Below are 16625 nucleotides of genomic sequence, written 5' to 3' on the forward strand. Positions count from 1 at the left end.
GCGGAATTCGTCGCTGCGAGGCGGCACAATGTCTGGCATGACTTCGGATCTTTTCCATGAGCTGGGCGACCAGGAGAGCACCGTCCTTGAGTTCAAGGAGTCCGCTGGCGACGGCAAGAAGATTGGACAGGCGATCTGCGCGCTTGCCAACGACCTCTGCGGTCGCGGCAGTGGCGATCTGCTCATCGGAGTGGACAAACACGGGCGGCCACTGTCGGACGTGAAGACCGCCGACAGCGATCTGTTGAAAGTGACCGAGCATCGAGACAGCGGAAAAATCCTCCCCAGGCCGTCGATGACGGTAGAAAAGGCCGTTTTCAAGGGGAAGGTGATTATCCGGGTGCGGGTGGAGTCATCCACCACGCCACCGGTCCGTTACGACGGCGTCGTGTGGGTTCGTCCAGGCCCGACCACGCGCAAGGCCAACCGCGAGGACGAGCGCATCCTGTCAGAGCGCCGACGCGCCGGCGACGGCCCCTTCGATGGCCGGTCGGCCACAGGAAGCACGCTGAACGACGTCGACCTAAGACTTTTCCGCTCAACCTACCTTCCCTCGGAGGTTGCCTCCGAGGTGATCGAGGAGAACGGCAGACCGGAACTTCTCCAGCTCAACAGCCTTCGCATGGCCGACGCGACAGGCACGCCCACCGTGCTTGGCCTGCTGGTGCTGGGATACGACCCCAGTGCCTTCATCCCGGGAGCCTACGTACAGTTCGTCCGGTACGACGGTGACGGCATGGACGCTGCCATCTTGGACGAGCAGGAGATCCGCCTCAACGCGGTCGGTCTCGCCGAACGGCTGGAATCCCTGCTGAAGGGGCATCTTCACACCCGGGTGGTGGAGGAGACCGGCTTCCGGGAGAAGTCTCAACCCGACTATCCGATCGGCGCCTTGCGCGAGGTCTGCATGAACGCGGTGATGCACCGCAACTACGAGAGCTCCAACGCGCCGATCCGCATCCTGTGGTTCGCTGACCGGATCGAGGTCTCCAATCCGGGTGGACCCTATGGGCAGGTGCGTGAGGACAACTTCGACCGGGTCAACGACTACCGCAACCCGTCCCTGGCGGCGGCGATGAAGTCACTCGGCTACGTCAACCGTTTCGGGCGGGGCATCACTCGAATCCAGGCGGAACTGGCCGGTAACACGAATCCGCCCGCGGTATTCCAGGTGGATGCCTCCTCGTGGTCCGTGACGTTGAGGAAAGCCGGATGATCTCACTAGCGCTCTTTAACAACAAGGGCGGAGTGGGCAAGACCACGCTCACCTACCACCTGGCCCACATGCTCCAGCGTCTCGGTCGTCGGGTCCTCGCCGTGGATCTCGATCCTCAGGCGAACCTGACCTCGATGTTCCTTGATGAGGAGTATCTGGCGGCGCTATGGGCCGAGCCGGAGTTCCCCGCGTGGGGCGACAGCGGCGAATCGGATCTCATCAAACGGATCCGCGCCGCGATGGCAAAGGTCGAGATGAACGATGCCGGGACCGTCGCGGCCTCGGTGCAGCCGATCATGGAGGGTCTGGGAGATGTCACCTTCCACGCGCCGATCGACATCGCTGACGGATTGTGGCTGGTCCCTGGAGATCTGGGCCTGAGTGCGTTCGAGGATCGGCTCTCGGCTGCGTGGCCCTCGTGCTTCATAGGGGACCCGGCTGCCATCCGGACCACAACCGCCTTTCACCGGATCATCAGGGACGCCGCACAGCGAGTGGATGCCGACCTCGTCCTCATCGATGTCGGACCGAATCTCGGCGCCATCAACCGCGCCGCCCTGCTCGCCGCCGACACCGTACTGATGCCCCTGGCCGCGGATCTTTTCTCACTTCGAGGGCTGCGGAACCTGGGGCCGGCATTGCGAACATGGCGTAGCACCTGGCAGAACACGGTGCTTCCGAGAGTTCCGCCGGAGATTTCGGCACCCTCGGGGGCCATGCGTCCCATCGGATACGTGATCATGCAGCCAACCATGCGCCTGGATCGCCCGGTGAAGGCCTACCGGCGATGGCTGGAGCGCATCCCGCACGTTTTCGCCGACTCGGTTCTGACCAGCGCTCCTCAACAAGCAGGCGAATCCTACGAGGTCGCGACCATGCGCAACTACCAGAGCCTGATGCCGCTTTCGCACGATGCCCGTAAACCGATGTTCGATCTGAGGGCCGCTGACGGCGCGCTGGGCAGTACCCAGGCCTATGTGGCCAAGTGCCGGGCCGAGTTTCAGCAGCTGGCCGAAAGCCTGCTCAGCCGTCTGGATATGCCGGGAGAGCACGAATGAAGCCAACGCTGGCCGCCGAGGAGCTGCGGGAGAGCCTGACCCAGTACCTCACCACCACGTTCGCTCTGTCGGATCCAAGGACGCAGGAAGCTCTGAAGCTTTTCCTGAAGCACCCGGAACAGGGCATTTTCCGCGGCCCGTACCTGCGGATCAGGACGCCGTTCCGGGCGGCGGAGGACGGGTGGCAGGAGCGGGTGGAGTGGGTGCCGAGTGGGTTCACACCCTACCGGCACCAGGCGAGGGCGTTCGAGCGGCTGAGCACGCTCGGCAAGCAGGCCGAGCCGACGCTGATCACCACGGGCACGGGCTCGGGCAAGACGGAGTCGTTCCTGGTGCCGGTGTTGGATCACTGTCGGAGGCAGAGGGCGCAGGGCAGGCATGGGGTGAAGGCCGTGCTGCTCTACCCGATGAACGCTCTCGCGACCGATCAGGCGCAACGAATCAACGACTATCTCCAGCAGACCGGGATGGAAGAGGTCACCGCCGCGCTCTACATCGGTGACACGCCCGAGGTCGGCTATCCGAAGGTGATGACCCAGCGGTCGGAGATCCGGCGTAACCCGCCGGACGTCCTGATCACCAACTACAAGATGCTCGACCTGCTCCTCCAGCGGGCCGACGACCTCCCGCTCTGGAAGGACGCCGAACTGGCCTACGTGGTAGTGGACGAGTTCCACACCTACGACGGCGCGCAGGGCACCGACGTCGCGATGCTTCTCCGGCGGCTCGCCGCCGCGACAGGGCACTCGCAGCCCGGCAGGCCGCTCGGCGACATCTGCCCGGTCGCCACCTCGGCGACCCTGGGCGAGGGCGGGGATGGCAAGGTCATCCGTGAGGTGGCCGAACAGGTCTTCGGCACGGCGTTCCCCGAGGCTGCCGTGGTGGCCGAGGATCGGCTGTCCGCCGAGGAGTTCATGGGCGACATCGACTTCGCCCTGCCGCTCCCCGGACCCGAGGATCTGATCGCCTGCGGTGATCCACTGATTCATCAGGGAGCGATGGATCAGCTCGCCGCTGCTGTCACCGGCAAGAACACGATCAGTGACGTCGAACTCGGTAATATCCTCAAGCAGCACATCCTCACCCATGCCGTGCTCGACCTCCTCGGCGACGGGAAGCCGAAGACTCTTGAGGAGATGCTGGAGCGCCTGCCCAAGAAGGGTGCCTACAGCTGGGGCGCCTCCATCCAGGCCAACCCCGGCCAGGCGGCCAGAGCGCTGGCGAGGTTCGTCGCCCTGCTTTCGCAAGCGCGGATTCCCAGCGAGGTGCTGGGACGCCCGAACAGGCCGTTCCTCATGATCGAGACGCACATGTGGGTGCGGGCGGTGTCGCGGCTGCTGCGCCTGGTCCACCACACCCCGGCGTTCGCATGGATCGGCGAAGAGCCGGTCACCGACGCCGACTCGACGTTAAGCGTGATGGGCAAGAGCCGGCTTCCGGCCATTTACTGCCGCCACTGCGGACGCTCCGGCTGGGCGGCGTTCTCCCCGGAGAAGGATCCGGCCGAGCTGATCACCAGCCCTGAGAAGATCTACCGCTCCGCGATCGGCCCGGAGAAGAAACGGGTTCGGGCACTGATCCACGCGACCAAGGGCGAGGCCGAGGCGAACGCCAAGGGCCTGCAAATCCTCGACGGCGACCGGGTCCGTCCCTACGACCCCGATCGAGACGAGTACGGTAAGGGCGACATCGTCTTTGTGCTGGCGAACCTGAGCACCAAGCAGGACGGCAACCACGCGGCCAAACAGGATCGCTGCCCGGCCTGCGACATGGAGCAGGGCATCCGCTTCCTCGGCGCCGGCCTGGCGTCACTCGCTTCGGTGGCGGTCACGCAACTGTTCGCGGGCCACCAGCTGGAGGCCGAGCAGCGCAAGACGCTGCTGTTCAACGACTCGGTGCAGGACGCGGCCCACCGCGCCGGGTTCGTCGCCAACCGATCGTTCGCCTTCTCGCTGCGCAGGCTGATCAACTCCCGCCTGGACACCGAGGCGCCTATCCTGCTCAACGACCTGATCGGCGACCTGGCGGCCGCGGCCAGCGAGTCCGGTGTACTGCCCGCCGTGGTTCCCCCCGATCTGCACGACCGGCCGGAGATCGACGCGATCCTGGCCGAGACGACCAGCGGCACCCCACAGGCATGGGACCTGATCGGGCAACGGCTGGCCTTCCAGACGATCCTGGAGTTCGGGCTACGCAGCAGGCAGGGCCGTACCCTCGACCTGACCCGCACCGCGGTCGGTGAGGTGGTGCTCGAAGACCCGCAGAAGATCGCTGAGCTGGCGCGAGACGTGCACGTCGGGCTGTCCGGGATGATCGAGCGGCAGGACGACGAACGCTATCTCGCGTTCATCCGCGGATTCCTGGACCGGCTGCGCTATCGAGGTGCGATCAAGCACACCTGGCTGGATGAGTGGATCAGAATCGCCGGAACCAACCGCTACCGGGCGATCTGGGGGCAGCGTCCCGACGGCATGCCGGCGTTCCCGCGCGGGCTGAGCGCCCCGACGTTCCTGCTCGACCGGTTCAAGAATAAGAATTCCGAGTTCGACCGCATCGACGCGGACCAGGGCTGGCCTCAGGACTGGGCGACCCGGTGCCTCGAGCTGGGCAAGGGCCAGGCCGGGGAGTACCTGGCGCGACTGCTGCCGGTCCTCGCTTCGGAAGGGGCTGTCGCCAAGAGGGTCGTCGATGGCTCGACCGGCGTGTACGGCCTGCAGCCCGGGCACATCATGGTGTACGCGCTGCAGGACGGGCAGGTCAATGACGCTGGCCTGGGCTGTGATCAGTGCGCCTGGCAGCAGACCATCCGGCCCGAGCTGGTCGCGGAGTGGTACGGCCAGCCGTGCCCGCGTTACCGCTGTGGCGGCAAGCTGACCGATCGGGGCACCAGGAAGTACCGCGACGACTACTACCGGCGCCTCTACATGGGATACGAGCCGTTCCGCGTGGTCACGGCCGAGCACACCGGCGCGCTCACCCGCCGCCAACGTGAGCAGGTCGAGGAGCGCTTCAGAGCAGGAACCCGCTACAACGATCCGAACGTCCTGTCCTGTACGCCCACGCTGGAGCTGGGCATCGACATCGGCGACCTGTCGACGGTGATCCTCGCCTCCATGCCGCCCGGACCGGCCAATTACGTGCAGCGAGTCGGGCGGGCGGGACGCCGGACTGGTAACGCCTTGATGGTCACGATGGTCGGACGTTCCCCTCGGGACCTGTACTTCCTGAACGAGCCGACGGAGATGATCGTCGGAGAGATCGTGCCGCCCGGCAGTTATCTGTCGGCGGTGGAGATCCTGCGCAGGCAGTATTTCGCGCACCTGGTCGACCTCAGCGCCCGTGGGCAGATTCCCGGGGTGCTGGCGTTGCCGCGCCGGGCCTCCGCGCTGTTCGGGGAGAATGGCTGGCTGGCTTCGTTCGTCCCGGTAGCGCTCGGGTCGCGAGCCGTTGAGGGCTTCCTTGACCTATTCGGGGACGACGTGACGTTTGAGGCTGCCTCGGATCTTCGCGCGTTCGCCGAGTCCGGCCTGGAGCAGGTTGTACGGAATGCCGCTGACGAGTGGGACCAGAGACTGGCCGATCTCCGGCAGCGACTGACCGCCATGAAAGAGGCGATCGAAGCGCTGGTCGAGGCGGATCAGCTGCAACGAGCGGCCAAACGCTCCCTGAACGCAGAGCGACGGGAGGTGATCAGGATTATCGGAGAGATCGGCAGAAAGGACGCCCACAACACGCTCGTCGAGCTTGGACTGCTGCCGAATTACTCTCTGATCGACTCCGCCACCACGCTGGAGGCGACCATCACCTGGGAGGAGACGATTGCGGGTGACAAGCAGTATCACTCCGAAATTCGCGAGTACCAGCGGTCGGCGCGGCTCGCGCTGACCGAACTGGCGCCCGGCAACTCCTTCTACATGCGCGGTTACGAGCATAAGGTGAGCGGGCTGGACATTGGCACGCCGTCACGGTCGACCTTGGAGGACTGGCGGGTCTGCGGAAGCTGTGGCTACGTGCGGACCAGCCAGGCGATCGAGGACACCTCGGCTTGCCCACGTTGCACCAGCGCCGGTCTGGGGGAGATCGAGTCGCTCTACAAGGTGTTGCGGCCGACCAGGGTCTACGCGCACGACCGCAGGGACGACGCCCAGATTGGGGACGACAGCGACGACCGGCAGCAGCGTTACTACGAGCGAGCCGTCGCGGTCGACATCGACACCGCCGACATCGAGCAGGGCTCGTGGCGGCATCACAAGGTCGTCTTCGGGGTGGACTTCACCCGCAAGGCCGCCATCCGCCGGTTCAACCTGGGCACGATGCGAAACGACCGGCAGGACTACAAGAAGTTCGCCGGCGAAGACGCCCGGCTCAACCCGTTCCACGTCTGCCCGGCCTGCGGCGGAACCACCGTGGACGGCCCTCCCGTCGCCGAGTCGGACGGCCTGCTGGCGGCTTCGTGGGCGGACAAGAGCCGTCGCCACCACCGTCCGTGGTGCACCTTCCGGCGGGCGGCCCAGGACACCGATCACGTCAAGGTGATCCTCGCGCACGAACTGCACACCGAGGCGCTGCGCATCTTGCTCCCGATCGCCACGCTGATGGCCACGGAACGGACCGTCACCTTCGCCGCCGCTTTGATGGCCGGCGTGGCCGCAAAGTACGGCGGAGATCCGGACCACCTGTCGATCGTCACGGCCACGATGCCCGACCACGACACCGGACGCCGCCGACGCTTTCTTGTACTGCATGACACCCTGCCCGGTGGCACCGGCTACCTGCACAGGCTCGCCGCGCCCGAGGGCTTCCGCGAGGTGCTGACCGAAGCACACAAGATCGTTTCCGAGTGCCAGTGCAAGCAGGACAGCACCAAGCGCGCCTGCCACCGCTGCCTGCTTTCGCACGTGCCGGGCAGCGACTATGACAAGGTCAGCAGGGCGGACGCCGAGGAGATGCTGTCCGAGCTGCTGGACGACTGGCAGGTCACCGACGTCGTCGACACCAGCGAGATCTCGCTGTGGGACCAGGTCGAGAGCGAACTCGAAGCGCGGTTCCTCGGCGGGCTCGAATCGTGGGCGCGCAGGTTCGACACCCCCGAAACCCTCGCCCGAGGAGAAGTGGTCAACGGGCGCAAGACCGCCGACCTGCGGATCCAAGCACCCGACGGCAAGATCCGGCACTGGCGGATGACCTTGCAGAACACCATCCGTGGCACCCGGCCGGACGTGGTATTCCGACTGGTCGACTCAGAACCACAGGAGGTCTCGGTCTACCTCGACGGCTATGCCTACCACGCGACCGCCGAGATCAACCGGCTTGCGGATGACGCGGAGAAGCGCTCCCGGCTGCGAGCGCATCGCGGGCTGGTCTTCCAGCTCACCTGGGACAACCTGGAGGCATGGGAGGAGATCGGGTTCGCGCCCAGTTCCTCGCGTGAAGCGTCACACGCGCCGTACCTCGGTAACGCCCAGGCGAGCGCCCGCGGTTACTACCAGAAGCTCACCGGTCGCGATCCGGATGACCTGGTACGCACGATGTGGTCCAACCCGATCGAGATGCTGTTGGCCTACCTCGGCTCTCCGGATGCGGAGCTGTGGCTGCGCAGGGCCGAGGCGGTGGTCGCCGGCGCACTGACGGTGTCGACGGACAAGAGCGTCTGTGACACCGGGGGAGTGGCCGAGCGGGTCAACGCCTCGTTGCGGGGGCTTCCGCTTCCGGCCGCGGCGCCCGGCAAGATCGCGGTCTGCCGCGGCGAATCGCTGACGATCGTCCTCGACCAGCGGGTCTTCAGCGCCTTCACTGTGATCGACGATCGGTACGAGACGATCATCGCCGGCGAGGGATCCCACAAGCGCCGCTGGGCCGACTGGCTCTACTGGGGCAACCTGCTGCAGTTCCTGGACGCCGGGGAGGGTGACAGCGCGCAACTCGCCCGTACCGGACTGGACCTGTTCGACCCGGCGCAACTCGCCGCCGCGGGTGGCGGCGGATTCCTGACCGCGCTCAGCCTGGTGCCGCTCGATGAGGAGCTGCGCTCGGAGGCCGAGGTCACCGTGGTGCGGCAGACGGGAGCCGCGCCAGAGATGCCCGAACGCTGGGAAGAGGTGCTCGACCTGCTGGATCCGGACGAACCGGGCCTGGCCGGCCTCGTGCACGAGCTGGCCGCCCTGGGGGCACCCGCGCCGCAGGTGGGCTTCGAGCTGGGCGAGCAGTTGTGGCAGGCGGAGCTGGCCTGGCCCACGGCCAAGGTGGCGATCGTGCTCGCCGGAGACGACGACGAGGCTCGAAGGCGTGACGCCGCGTTCGCCGAGGCTGGATGGGACGCACGAACCGTGGCGGGCTGGACGCCCGAGGAGCTTATGGGAGGCATCGCGTGAGTGGGGCGACTCTTCGGCTGCTGGACAAGGCCGACAAGGAGATCCTCAAACTGCCCCGGGCGGTCAAGGGCGCGATCTACGACTTCCAGCACAAGTTCCGGCAGGACCTCAACAATCCGGGCCTGAGGTTCAAGCGGCTGGAGGGGCACCCACGGCTGTACTCGGCGCGGGTCAACCTCGACTATCGGGCGCTGCTGCTGCACGCGGGCGGCAACGACTACATCCTGGTCGCGGTCAAGGCGCGTCAGGAGGTCTACGACAACCTCGACAAGTTCGCGTACCAGATCAACCCGGTCACGGGCGGCATCGAGTTCGTCGACCTGGTCACCATCGAGGCCACGGTCGTCGAGAAGCCGGCGGGGCCGGAGCCGCTGTTCGCTAAGTTCTCCGCTGAACAGCTTCGGGACCTGGGCGTGGCCGAGCCGTTGCTCGGCCTGATCGCGAAGATCACCACTGAGGACGAACTCCTGGGTCTGGCCTCCTACGCGCCCCAGCTGACCGGGGAAGTCCTGCTCGCGCTGTACTCGGGCAAGACCCCGGAAGAGGTCCTTGACCAGATCACCACCCCGGTCGCGGTCACCGAGGAGATCGACGCCGAGGATTACCAGGCGGCACTGGTACGTCCTGCCACGGTCACGACCGATGACGCCGATCTGCAGGAAATCCTGGAACAGGGGGACTTCGGCCGCTGGAGGGTGTTCCTGCACCCGACCCAGCGAAAGATCGTCGAACGGTCCTACAGCGGTCCGACCCGCGTCAGTGGCGGCCCGGGCACCGGCAAGACGATCGTCGCCCTGCACCGGGTCAAGCATCTAGTGGACCGGCTCGGCCCGGGCTCGGGCAAAGTGTTGCTCACCACGTTCAACACCAACCTCGCCGCGGATCTGAGGCAGCGGCTGATCGCCCTGGCCGGTGCCGAAATTCTCCAGTACGTGGACATTCTCAACGTCGACAAGGTCGCCGGCGCGATCGTCGCCCAAGCGAATTCAGGCGGGCACCGGACGCGGATCGACGACACCAAGGCGTTGAAGGAATGGGAGGAGTTGCTGCTGGAGGAGGGGGAATCCCGCTGGGACGCCGACTTCATGCGCGCCGAATGGTCCCAGGTCATCCTCGGGCAGGCGTGCGCCACCCGAGCCGACTATTTCCGCGTACGCCGTGTGGGTCGTGGCCGTTCCATCAGCAGGGAGGATCGTGCGGCCATCTGGCGGTTGGCCGAACGCTACGTGTTGCGGCTTGACGCGAAAGGTGTCTGGACCAATCAGCAGTTCGCCGAGCGTGCGGCCCGGCTGGAGATGGAGAAAGCCAGGGACAGGGCGTCCTACGAGGCCAACGCGGGGTTGCAACGGGAGTCCGGCATCTGGCATCGGCCCCGCTACAGCCACATCGTCATCGACGAAGCCCAGGATCTGTCCGTCGCGCACTGGAAGATGCTGCGGGCGATGATTCCTGAAGGTCCGAACGATCTGTTCATCGCAGGTGACACTCACCAGCGGATCTACGGCAACTACGTCTCACTGGGCAGCCTGGGGATCAACATCCGGGGCCGATCCTCCAAGCTGACGCTCAGCTACCGCACCACACACGAGATTCTCGGCGCCGCCGTACGACTGCTGGGCCACGAAGAATGGGACGACCTGGACGAGGGCAGCGACGACCTGGCCGGCTACCGGTCGGTGCTGCGCGGTCCCGAGCCTTCGCTCGTGCCGTACTCCACCTGGGATGCCGAGCTGGACGGAATCGTGAGGCAGGTCAAGGAGTGGGACGGCGGTTCGATCGCCATCGCAGTGCCCAGGCGTTCCATGGTGTCCGAGGTGGAGAACCGCCTAGGGAAAGCCGAGATCGTTTCATGCTCCATCACCAGTGACGGCCCCCGGCTGGTCGAGGCACCCGTGCACATCGGGACGATGCACCGCTTCAAGGGCCTGGAGTACCAGCGAATGATCATCGCAGGCGTGGCTGAAGGGCTGGTGCCCCGCAATATGGACTTCGAGCAGAGCGACCCGCTGCGGTTCCGGCGTGAGATGCGACGAGCCCGGTCGCTGCTGTTCGTCGCCAGCACGCGAGCCAGGGACAGCATCGTGATCTCGTGGCATGGCAGAAAGAGCCGGTTCCTGCCATGAGAACCGTCGCCGATCGTTACAGAATCACCTCTCCCATCGGGCAAGGAGGAATGGGAGAGGTCTGGGAAGGTAAGGACCTGCGGCTCAACCGACCCGTGGCGATCAAGCTGATCAGCACGGCCGATCTGGCCTCGGCCGAGGACGCGCGGCGGCGGTTCAGCCGGGAAGCCCGGATCACCGCCAGACTGAGCCACCCGGGCGTACCGGTGGTCTACGACTTCGGCAACGACGGCGACCTGTTCATGGTGATGGAGTCGCTGCCCGGCGACAGCGTCGGCAAGCTCAATGACGAGTACGAACGCCTGCCGTACCCCTGGGTCGCCTTCATCGGCGCGCAGGTATGCGCGGTGCTGGCGGCAGCGCACGACGCCGGGCTGATTCATCGCGATGTGAAACCGGAAAACCTCGTGCTCTGCCCGAACGGCATGGTCAAGGTCATCGATTTCGGCGTCGCCACCTCGCTCGGCGCGGGCGAGTTCTCCACCATCACCGGTTACGGGCAAATCCCCGGGTCGGCTCGTTACATGGCGCCCGAACTACTCGACGGGAAGCCTGCCAGCCGGGCCAGTGATCTCTACACGGTCGGGTGCCTGCTGTACGAACTGTGCACAGGATCCCGGCCGTTCCAGCACGACGATCTGCTACGGGAAATCACGCGCAGTAGGACAGAGGATCCCCCTGCCATGGAGGGGGTTCCCGCCGGCTTGGAGGCGTTGATCCGGCAGTTGCTTGCCAAGACACCTGAGCAACGTCCGGACAGCGCGGTGACCGGTTATCAAGGGCTTCGCCCATGGATACGTGATCTACCGCCGCTGCACGGATGGGTGGATCGGGATGTTTCCGCAGACCCCGTTCACCTGTACGCGGCGGCTCTATCGGGGTTGGAGTGAAGGTTTTGCAGGACAGCGCCACGGTCGCAGCGGCCGACATCGCAAGGTTGGCGGGGGTTGGGCGCGCCGCCGTCAGCAACTGGCGTCGCAGATTCGACGACTTCCCTGAGCCGGTCGGCGGGACATCCAGCAGTCCTCTGTTCTCCCTGGCCGAAGTCGAGGAATGGCTGCGCCGCCAGGGAAAGATCGCCGAGGTCCCGCTGGACGAACGGGTCTGGCAACAACTCCGTGCCGGGGTCGAAGATCTCCAGCTCGCGCATGTGGTCGGCGGTATCGGAACATTCTTGCTGTCCGGTGAGACCGAGGAAGTGTCGTCGGCGTTCCCGCGGTCGCTGCTCGATGCCGTGTCCGAACTAGTGGCCGAACGCGGTGCCGCACCGACGTTCGACTTCCTCTACGACCGTTACCTGGAGGCGCATTCTCGGCGCGTCGTCACGCTGCCGCCCGAAGTCGCGGATCTGATGACGGCCCTCGTTGTGCCGAAGGGGGGCACGGTCATCGACCCGACGTGTGGGTTGGGCAGCCTGCTGGTTTCGGCTGCAGGCGCGGGCGCTGCCCACGTCTGCGGGCAGGATCGCGACGAGGACGCGGCTCGGATCGCGACAGCGCGCCTCCTGCTGCACGGGCATGATGCCGTCATCAGAGCCGGAGACTCTCTTCGCGCGGATGGCTTCGCAGAAGTTCTCGCTGATGCGGTGGTATGTGCACCACCGTTCGGTGACCGCAACTGGGGATACGAGGAGCTCGCCAGCGATGTGCGCTGGCAATACGGCCTGCCGCCACGCGGCGAGTCGGAGCTGGCCTGGGTCCAGCACTGTCTTTCCCACCTCAAGCCCGGTGGGCACGCTGTTGTCCTGATGCCGGCTGCGGCCGCCAACCGGCGATCCGGTCGCCGTATCCGCGCCCAACTGCTACGCAGCGGCACGCTTCGGGGGGTGATCTCTCTGCCTGTGGGCGCGGCCCCGCACGCCCTGAGCGCGCCGCATCTGTGGATGCTGCGTAAGCCAGCGCCCGGCGATCCCATACCCTCACACGTGCTCATGATCGATGTCTCAGACGTACGGTGGGCGCAGCTCAGCGCGAGGGTCCTGGACGCTTGGCGGGACTTCGCTTCCGACACGGGAGGTCAAGGGGGGAGAGCTCTCATCGAGCTGCTGGATGAGGAGGTGGACCTCACTCCGCCGCAGTTGACGGATGTTTCCGGGAGGACATTCTGTTCCGCGTATCAGAATCTCGCGGAGTCTGTGACCGAGCTGCAGAAGGCCTTGCACGACATCCAAGGTTCTTCTGTCACGCATCCCGAGCTGGCCATGACGACGATCGCCGAGCAAGTGAAGGCAGGCGCGGTCACCGTGCATCAGGCTCCTCGACAGCAAGCCGGTTCCGGCAAGCTACCCGTGCTGACCGTCGATGACGTGCTCGCCGGCCGTGGTCCCGGCGGTCGCACATCTCCCTCGGCGGACATGGTCAGGCTTGAACCCGGAGATGTGGTGGTGCCCTCAGGAGGCAGGGCGTTCATCGCGCGGATCGTTCACGAAGAAGATGCTGTCCTTGGCAGCGGTCTTCATCTCTTCCGAGTGGATCCATCGCGAATCGACCCCGCCTGCCTGGCTGGATTTCTCCGCATCGCCGGATCTCAGGCCGCCGGACGCAGCCAGTCCGGAACCTCGCGATCCGACATCAGGAAGGTCGAGATCCCCAGGCTTCCTCTCGAGGAACAACGTCGACTCGGTGCGGCATTCACCCGGCTTGAGAGACTGGAGAAGATCGTCGCCAGAGTTGCAGAACAGGGAGCGACTCTCATCGACCTAGGGCGCGCGGGCCTCGGCAGCGCAAATGTCGTCTTTTCAGATCAGGCGTAGATGATTCAGTGGACACTCCCAGTTGCCTGCCGGTGTACCCGCAGGTGGATGAGAACCTCCTGGCCCCGGGCCGTGGCACCGGACAGCCGCCGTTCATACACCCGCTGCGACGACGTCCCGCAGGCTGGGAATGCGGCCTCCACACTGCCAATCCTGGCCCGGACCTGCGCCATGGCTCCGGACCGGGACACCTCGTCGACGCACACGCGAGTCGGGCGCGAGAGCAGGGCAGCGACCAACTCTTTGATCAACAGGCTCAGATGGTTGTGACCACGGAGATAGTTCGCGGGGCATCCGGCGTGGCACGATGGGTGACTACGTGAATTCCGGTAGCGGCGGATACTTTTGGTGAGGCATCCTCTGCCGGAGCTCCGCCTATATATGGCAACTGTGCTCTGTTCCCACTTCTCTCTCTTCTCTTATGTACCCTCTAGAGGCATTGCACCCCATTTGTCTAGATCGCCTCGGAGAGATTGCCTCGTGTTGCCGATCCGCGGTGCCTCCGTTGATCTGCTCAGTTGGTGGTGGCCCAGACCCTTAATTAGGCATAATAAGCGCCTGAGATCAAGGAGTCCTGATGTCCTTCGCCGAGCACATCGCACCAATTCTTCGCACGACCTTGGAGGTCCTTCACGAGGCTGGTCGCCCGCTCCAGCCCGATGAAGTGCGGCAAGCAGTTACCGAAAGGATCTCCATCGCTCCGGAGCACCAGGGTCCCAACGCGCACGGCCAGACACGCTGGTGGGCACAGCTGGGATTCCGGACGGGGGAAGCGGCGTCGCTCGGCTGGATGGTTAAACGGAACGGGTGGTCGATCACATCGGCAGGAATCCAGGCGCTGGAAGACTTTCCGGGGGTTGAGCTCTATCGGGAGTTGGGGCGTCAATACCGAGCGCGGCGACTACCTGCGCAGGGCCGCAAGTATGCCGATCCCCGTTGGAACGTGGTGTTAAAGGCCCTGGAGCACCTGAAGCCTGGTAGCTGGACGACCTATGGTGACTTGGCCGAGCTGGTGGGTATGTCAGCTCAGTCGGTCGGCGGATTCATGGCCGAGGCCCCCGAGGGGTACAACGCTCATCGAGTTCTCCAAGCGGGAGGTCGGATCTCGCCGCAGTTTCGCTGGCTGGACCCCAAGCGGACCGAAGAACCGCGTACTGTCTTGGAGCAGGAAGGACTGACCTTCGACCAAGCCGGGCGGGCGAACCCGGCACGTCGCGTTACGGCGAATGATTTTCGAAAGGTATTCATCGAAGCAGGGGTGATCTCAGGGAGGACCAGCGGGGCATCGTCTGCGTCTCTACCCGACGACATCCCGCCGGCGTTCGAGCAGTTTCAGCAGAACCTCGGATACGCTCGGCAACTCGTACACGGGGGCCAGAACCTGGAACGGCTTCGGGTGGGAGCTTTTGACGTCGGCGATCTCTACCGAGCCGCCTGGACTCAGTCCGTAGCGGCGTTGGACCACTGGATCACGCGGGAGATCATAGATCGGGCGGTGGCTCTCGCGTTGCAGCCGGGCGTGGCTCGTCCTCCGAAGTTCAGCAAGCTATCCATCCCCGTCGAACTGTTTGAGAAGGTTCATCATCACGATGAGCCTCTCGACGAGGCCTTCCGCGCCCACCTTGAGCAGACCTTCGCGTTCATGACCTTTCAGAACCCGGACAAGATCAAGGAAGGGTTCGCCCATGTCAGCACCGTCAACCTCTGGGTGAAGGTCGCAGAGATCCTCACTGCTCAGGACGCAGCGGCGCCGATCACTTCTGACGGCGTGCGGAGCAAACTGCGGGAGATCGCATGGCGCCGGAACAACATTGCGCACACGGCCGACCACGACCCGAACCAGCCCGGGCAGAAGGCAGCCATCAGCGCGCGGGAGGCGGAAGAGACCATCTCCTGGCTTGAATCGATCGCGATCGCCATCCAGCTGGCGCTCGGCGACCCGCTGCCCGCCACAGACTACGATGCCGCGCCGCCTGAAGCGGGCAGCATCGGTGCCGTCCCGGCGATGACGAACGAACGAAGTGCGGCTGTATCGCGAGGGAAGAGCAAGTGGGATGAGGGCAGCCTTCTCCGTGCGCTTGAGCAATACTGCCCTGAGGACGTGGCCAACACCCTGCTGGCGGTTTACCGGCACGCGGAAAGCCATCCGTCTTTCCGTGGGTACTACTTCGGTGAAGCCGAATATCCCTCCGCCACGGCGTGGTTCAGTCTCGGCTCCGATGAGGCGGCGGTCTGGAGTATCTACACAGGCGTACGCAAATCGGTCCTTTCTATCAACTTTGAATGGATGCGTAACCGTGGAGTATCTCAAGGTCGACTAGAGCGACTCGTCAACGCTCTGAGTGGCTTTCCGGGGTGGGCGCAGGTCCGTGGTCAGCTGCTGGCTGCGGACTACGCAAAGCGCCCATCCCTCGCTGCGGACGCGCTCGCACAACCTGATGCCTCAGAGGTTGTGATTGCCGCGCTCAACGATCTCTTGGCGGTGAAGGCACGCATCGTCCAAATTCTCGACCCCCAGCCTTCGACGTGGTACAAGAACCCCAAGAGTACGGGCGCGCGGGGTGGTTGCAGCCAGCATGGAACTCCCCCCTGTCACGCTGATATCGTCGCAAGCGTCGTTCTTGCTGATGCTGGTAGCGGCCATATCCAATGGGCAGTCTGTCAACGCGGACTCCAAGAGCTTGAAGCTAAGCTTTCAGCCTCCCACTGAGGGCGCTATCTGACCCGTGATGGTGAGGACTGTACGGTTTTTGAATCTGCTCCACTTTCGGTGGTGGCGGACCATTTGGCATGCACCTGAACCTTGAGATCAGACAGGACTAAACGCTCACTAATAACCGTCGTACCGTTCTCCCGAACTACTCACGAGCCATGATTGGCACTGAGGCTTTCACGCCGACGGTTGCAGCGGCCCAAGCGAGGCCGCGGTGAATACCCTCCTGGAGAGGGCTTCCGTTGCCGACTTCCCACAGGAGCCCGGCGGCGAAGGCGTCACTTGCGCCAGCGACGTCTACAGCTTCTACGGGATGCGCTGGGTAGTGGTCGCTTTCTCCCGAGTGGATAGACGGTTACGCCGTTGGCGCCATCAGTGACGACGGCTGTGGC

8 protein-coding genes are annotated in these 16625 nt (G+C 65.0%); 7 read left to right on the top strand and 1 reads right to left on the bottom strand.

Annotated elements, in window-relative coordinates; all coding sequences use genetic code 11:
• Window positions 1-37 precede the first annotated feature (37 nt).
• The 7 genes from HD597_RS61350 (at window position 38) to HD597_RS61380 (ending at window position 16230) form a co-directional block, all read left to right on the top strand.
• Window positions 38-1216: an ATP-binding protein gene (locus tag HD597_RS61350; protein ID WP_253758474.1), complete on the top strand. Its 1179-nt coding sequence runs from the start codon at window positions 38-40 to the stop codon at window positions 1214-1216.
• Entirely contained in the window at window positions 1213-2274 is a 1062-nt protein-coding gene (locus HD597_RS61355) for a ParA family protein (RefSeq protein ID WP_253758476.1), read from the top strand. The genes HD597_RS61350 and HD597_RS61355 overlap by 4 nt, the downstream gene beginning before the upstream one ends.
• Window positions 2271-8645, top strand: a complete 6375-nt coding sequence (locus HD597_RS61360; protein ID WP_253758478.1) for a DEAD/DEAH box helicase family protein — start codon at window positions 2271-2273, stop codon at window positions 8643-8645. Before HD597_RS61355 ends, HD597_RS61360 begins: the two co-directional genes overlap by 4 nt.
• On the top strand, window positions 8642-10768 hold the full coding sequence (locus tag HD597_RS61365; protein WP_253758480.1) for a UvrD-helicase domain-containing protein: 2127 nt from the start codon (window positions 8642-8644) through the stop codon (window positions 10766-10768). The genes HD597_RS61360 and HD597_RS61365 overlap by 4 nt, the downstream gene beginning before the upstream one ends.
• Window positions 10765-11658 (top strand): serine/threonine-protein kinase, encoded by an 894-nt coding sequence (locus tag HD597_RS61370; RefSeq protein ID WP_276085435.1) that lies wholly within the window; start codon window positions 10765-10767, stop codon window positions 11656-11658. The genes HD597_RS61365 and HD597_RS61370 overlap by 4 nt, the downstream gene beginning before the upstream one ends.
• Window positions 11655-13520, top strand: a complete 1866-nt coding sequence (locus HD597_RS61375) for an N-6 DNA methylase (RefSeq protein WP_253758484.1) — start codon at window positions 11655-11657, stop codon at window positions 13518-13520. The genes HD597_RS61370 and HD597_RS61375 overlap by 4 nt, the downstream gene beginning before the upstream one ends.
• Window positions 13521-14097: 577 nt before the next feature.
• Window positions 14098-16230, top strand: coding sequence for an MGMT family protein (locus HD597_RS61380; RefSeq protein ID WP_253758486.1), 2133 nt, complete (start codon window positions 14098-14100; stop codon window positions 16228-16230).
• A 148-nt stretch (window positions 16231-16378) separates the two neighbouring features.
• Here HD597_RS61380 and HD597_RS67150 read toward each other — a convergent pair whose 3' ends face one another.
• Complete coding sequence (locus HD597_RS67150) at window positions 16379-16582, bottom strand: PfkB family carbohydrate kinase (RefSeq protein ID WP_372513657.1); 204 nt, start codon at window positions 16580-16582, stop codon at window positions 16379-16381.
• Window positions 16583-16625 lie beyond the last annotated feature (43 nt).

The sequence above is a fragment of the Nonomuraea thailandensis genome (assembly GCF_024172165.1).
GTDB lineage: Bacteria > Actinomycetota > Actinomycetes > Streptosporangiales > Streptosporangiaceae > Nonomuraea > Nonomuraea thailandensis.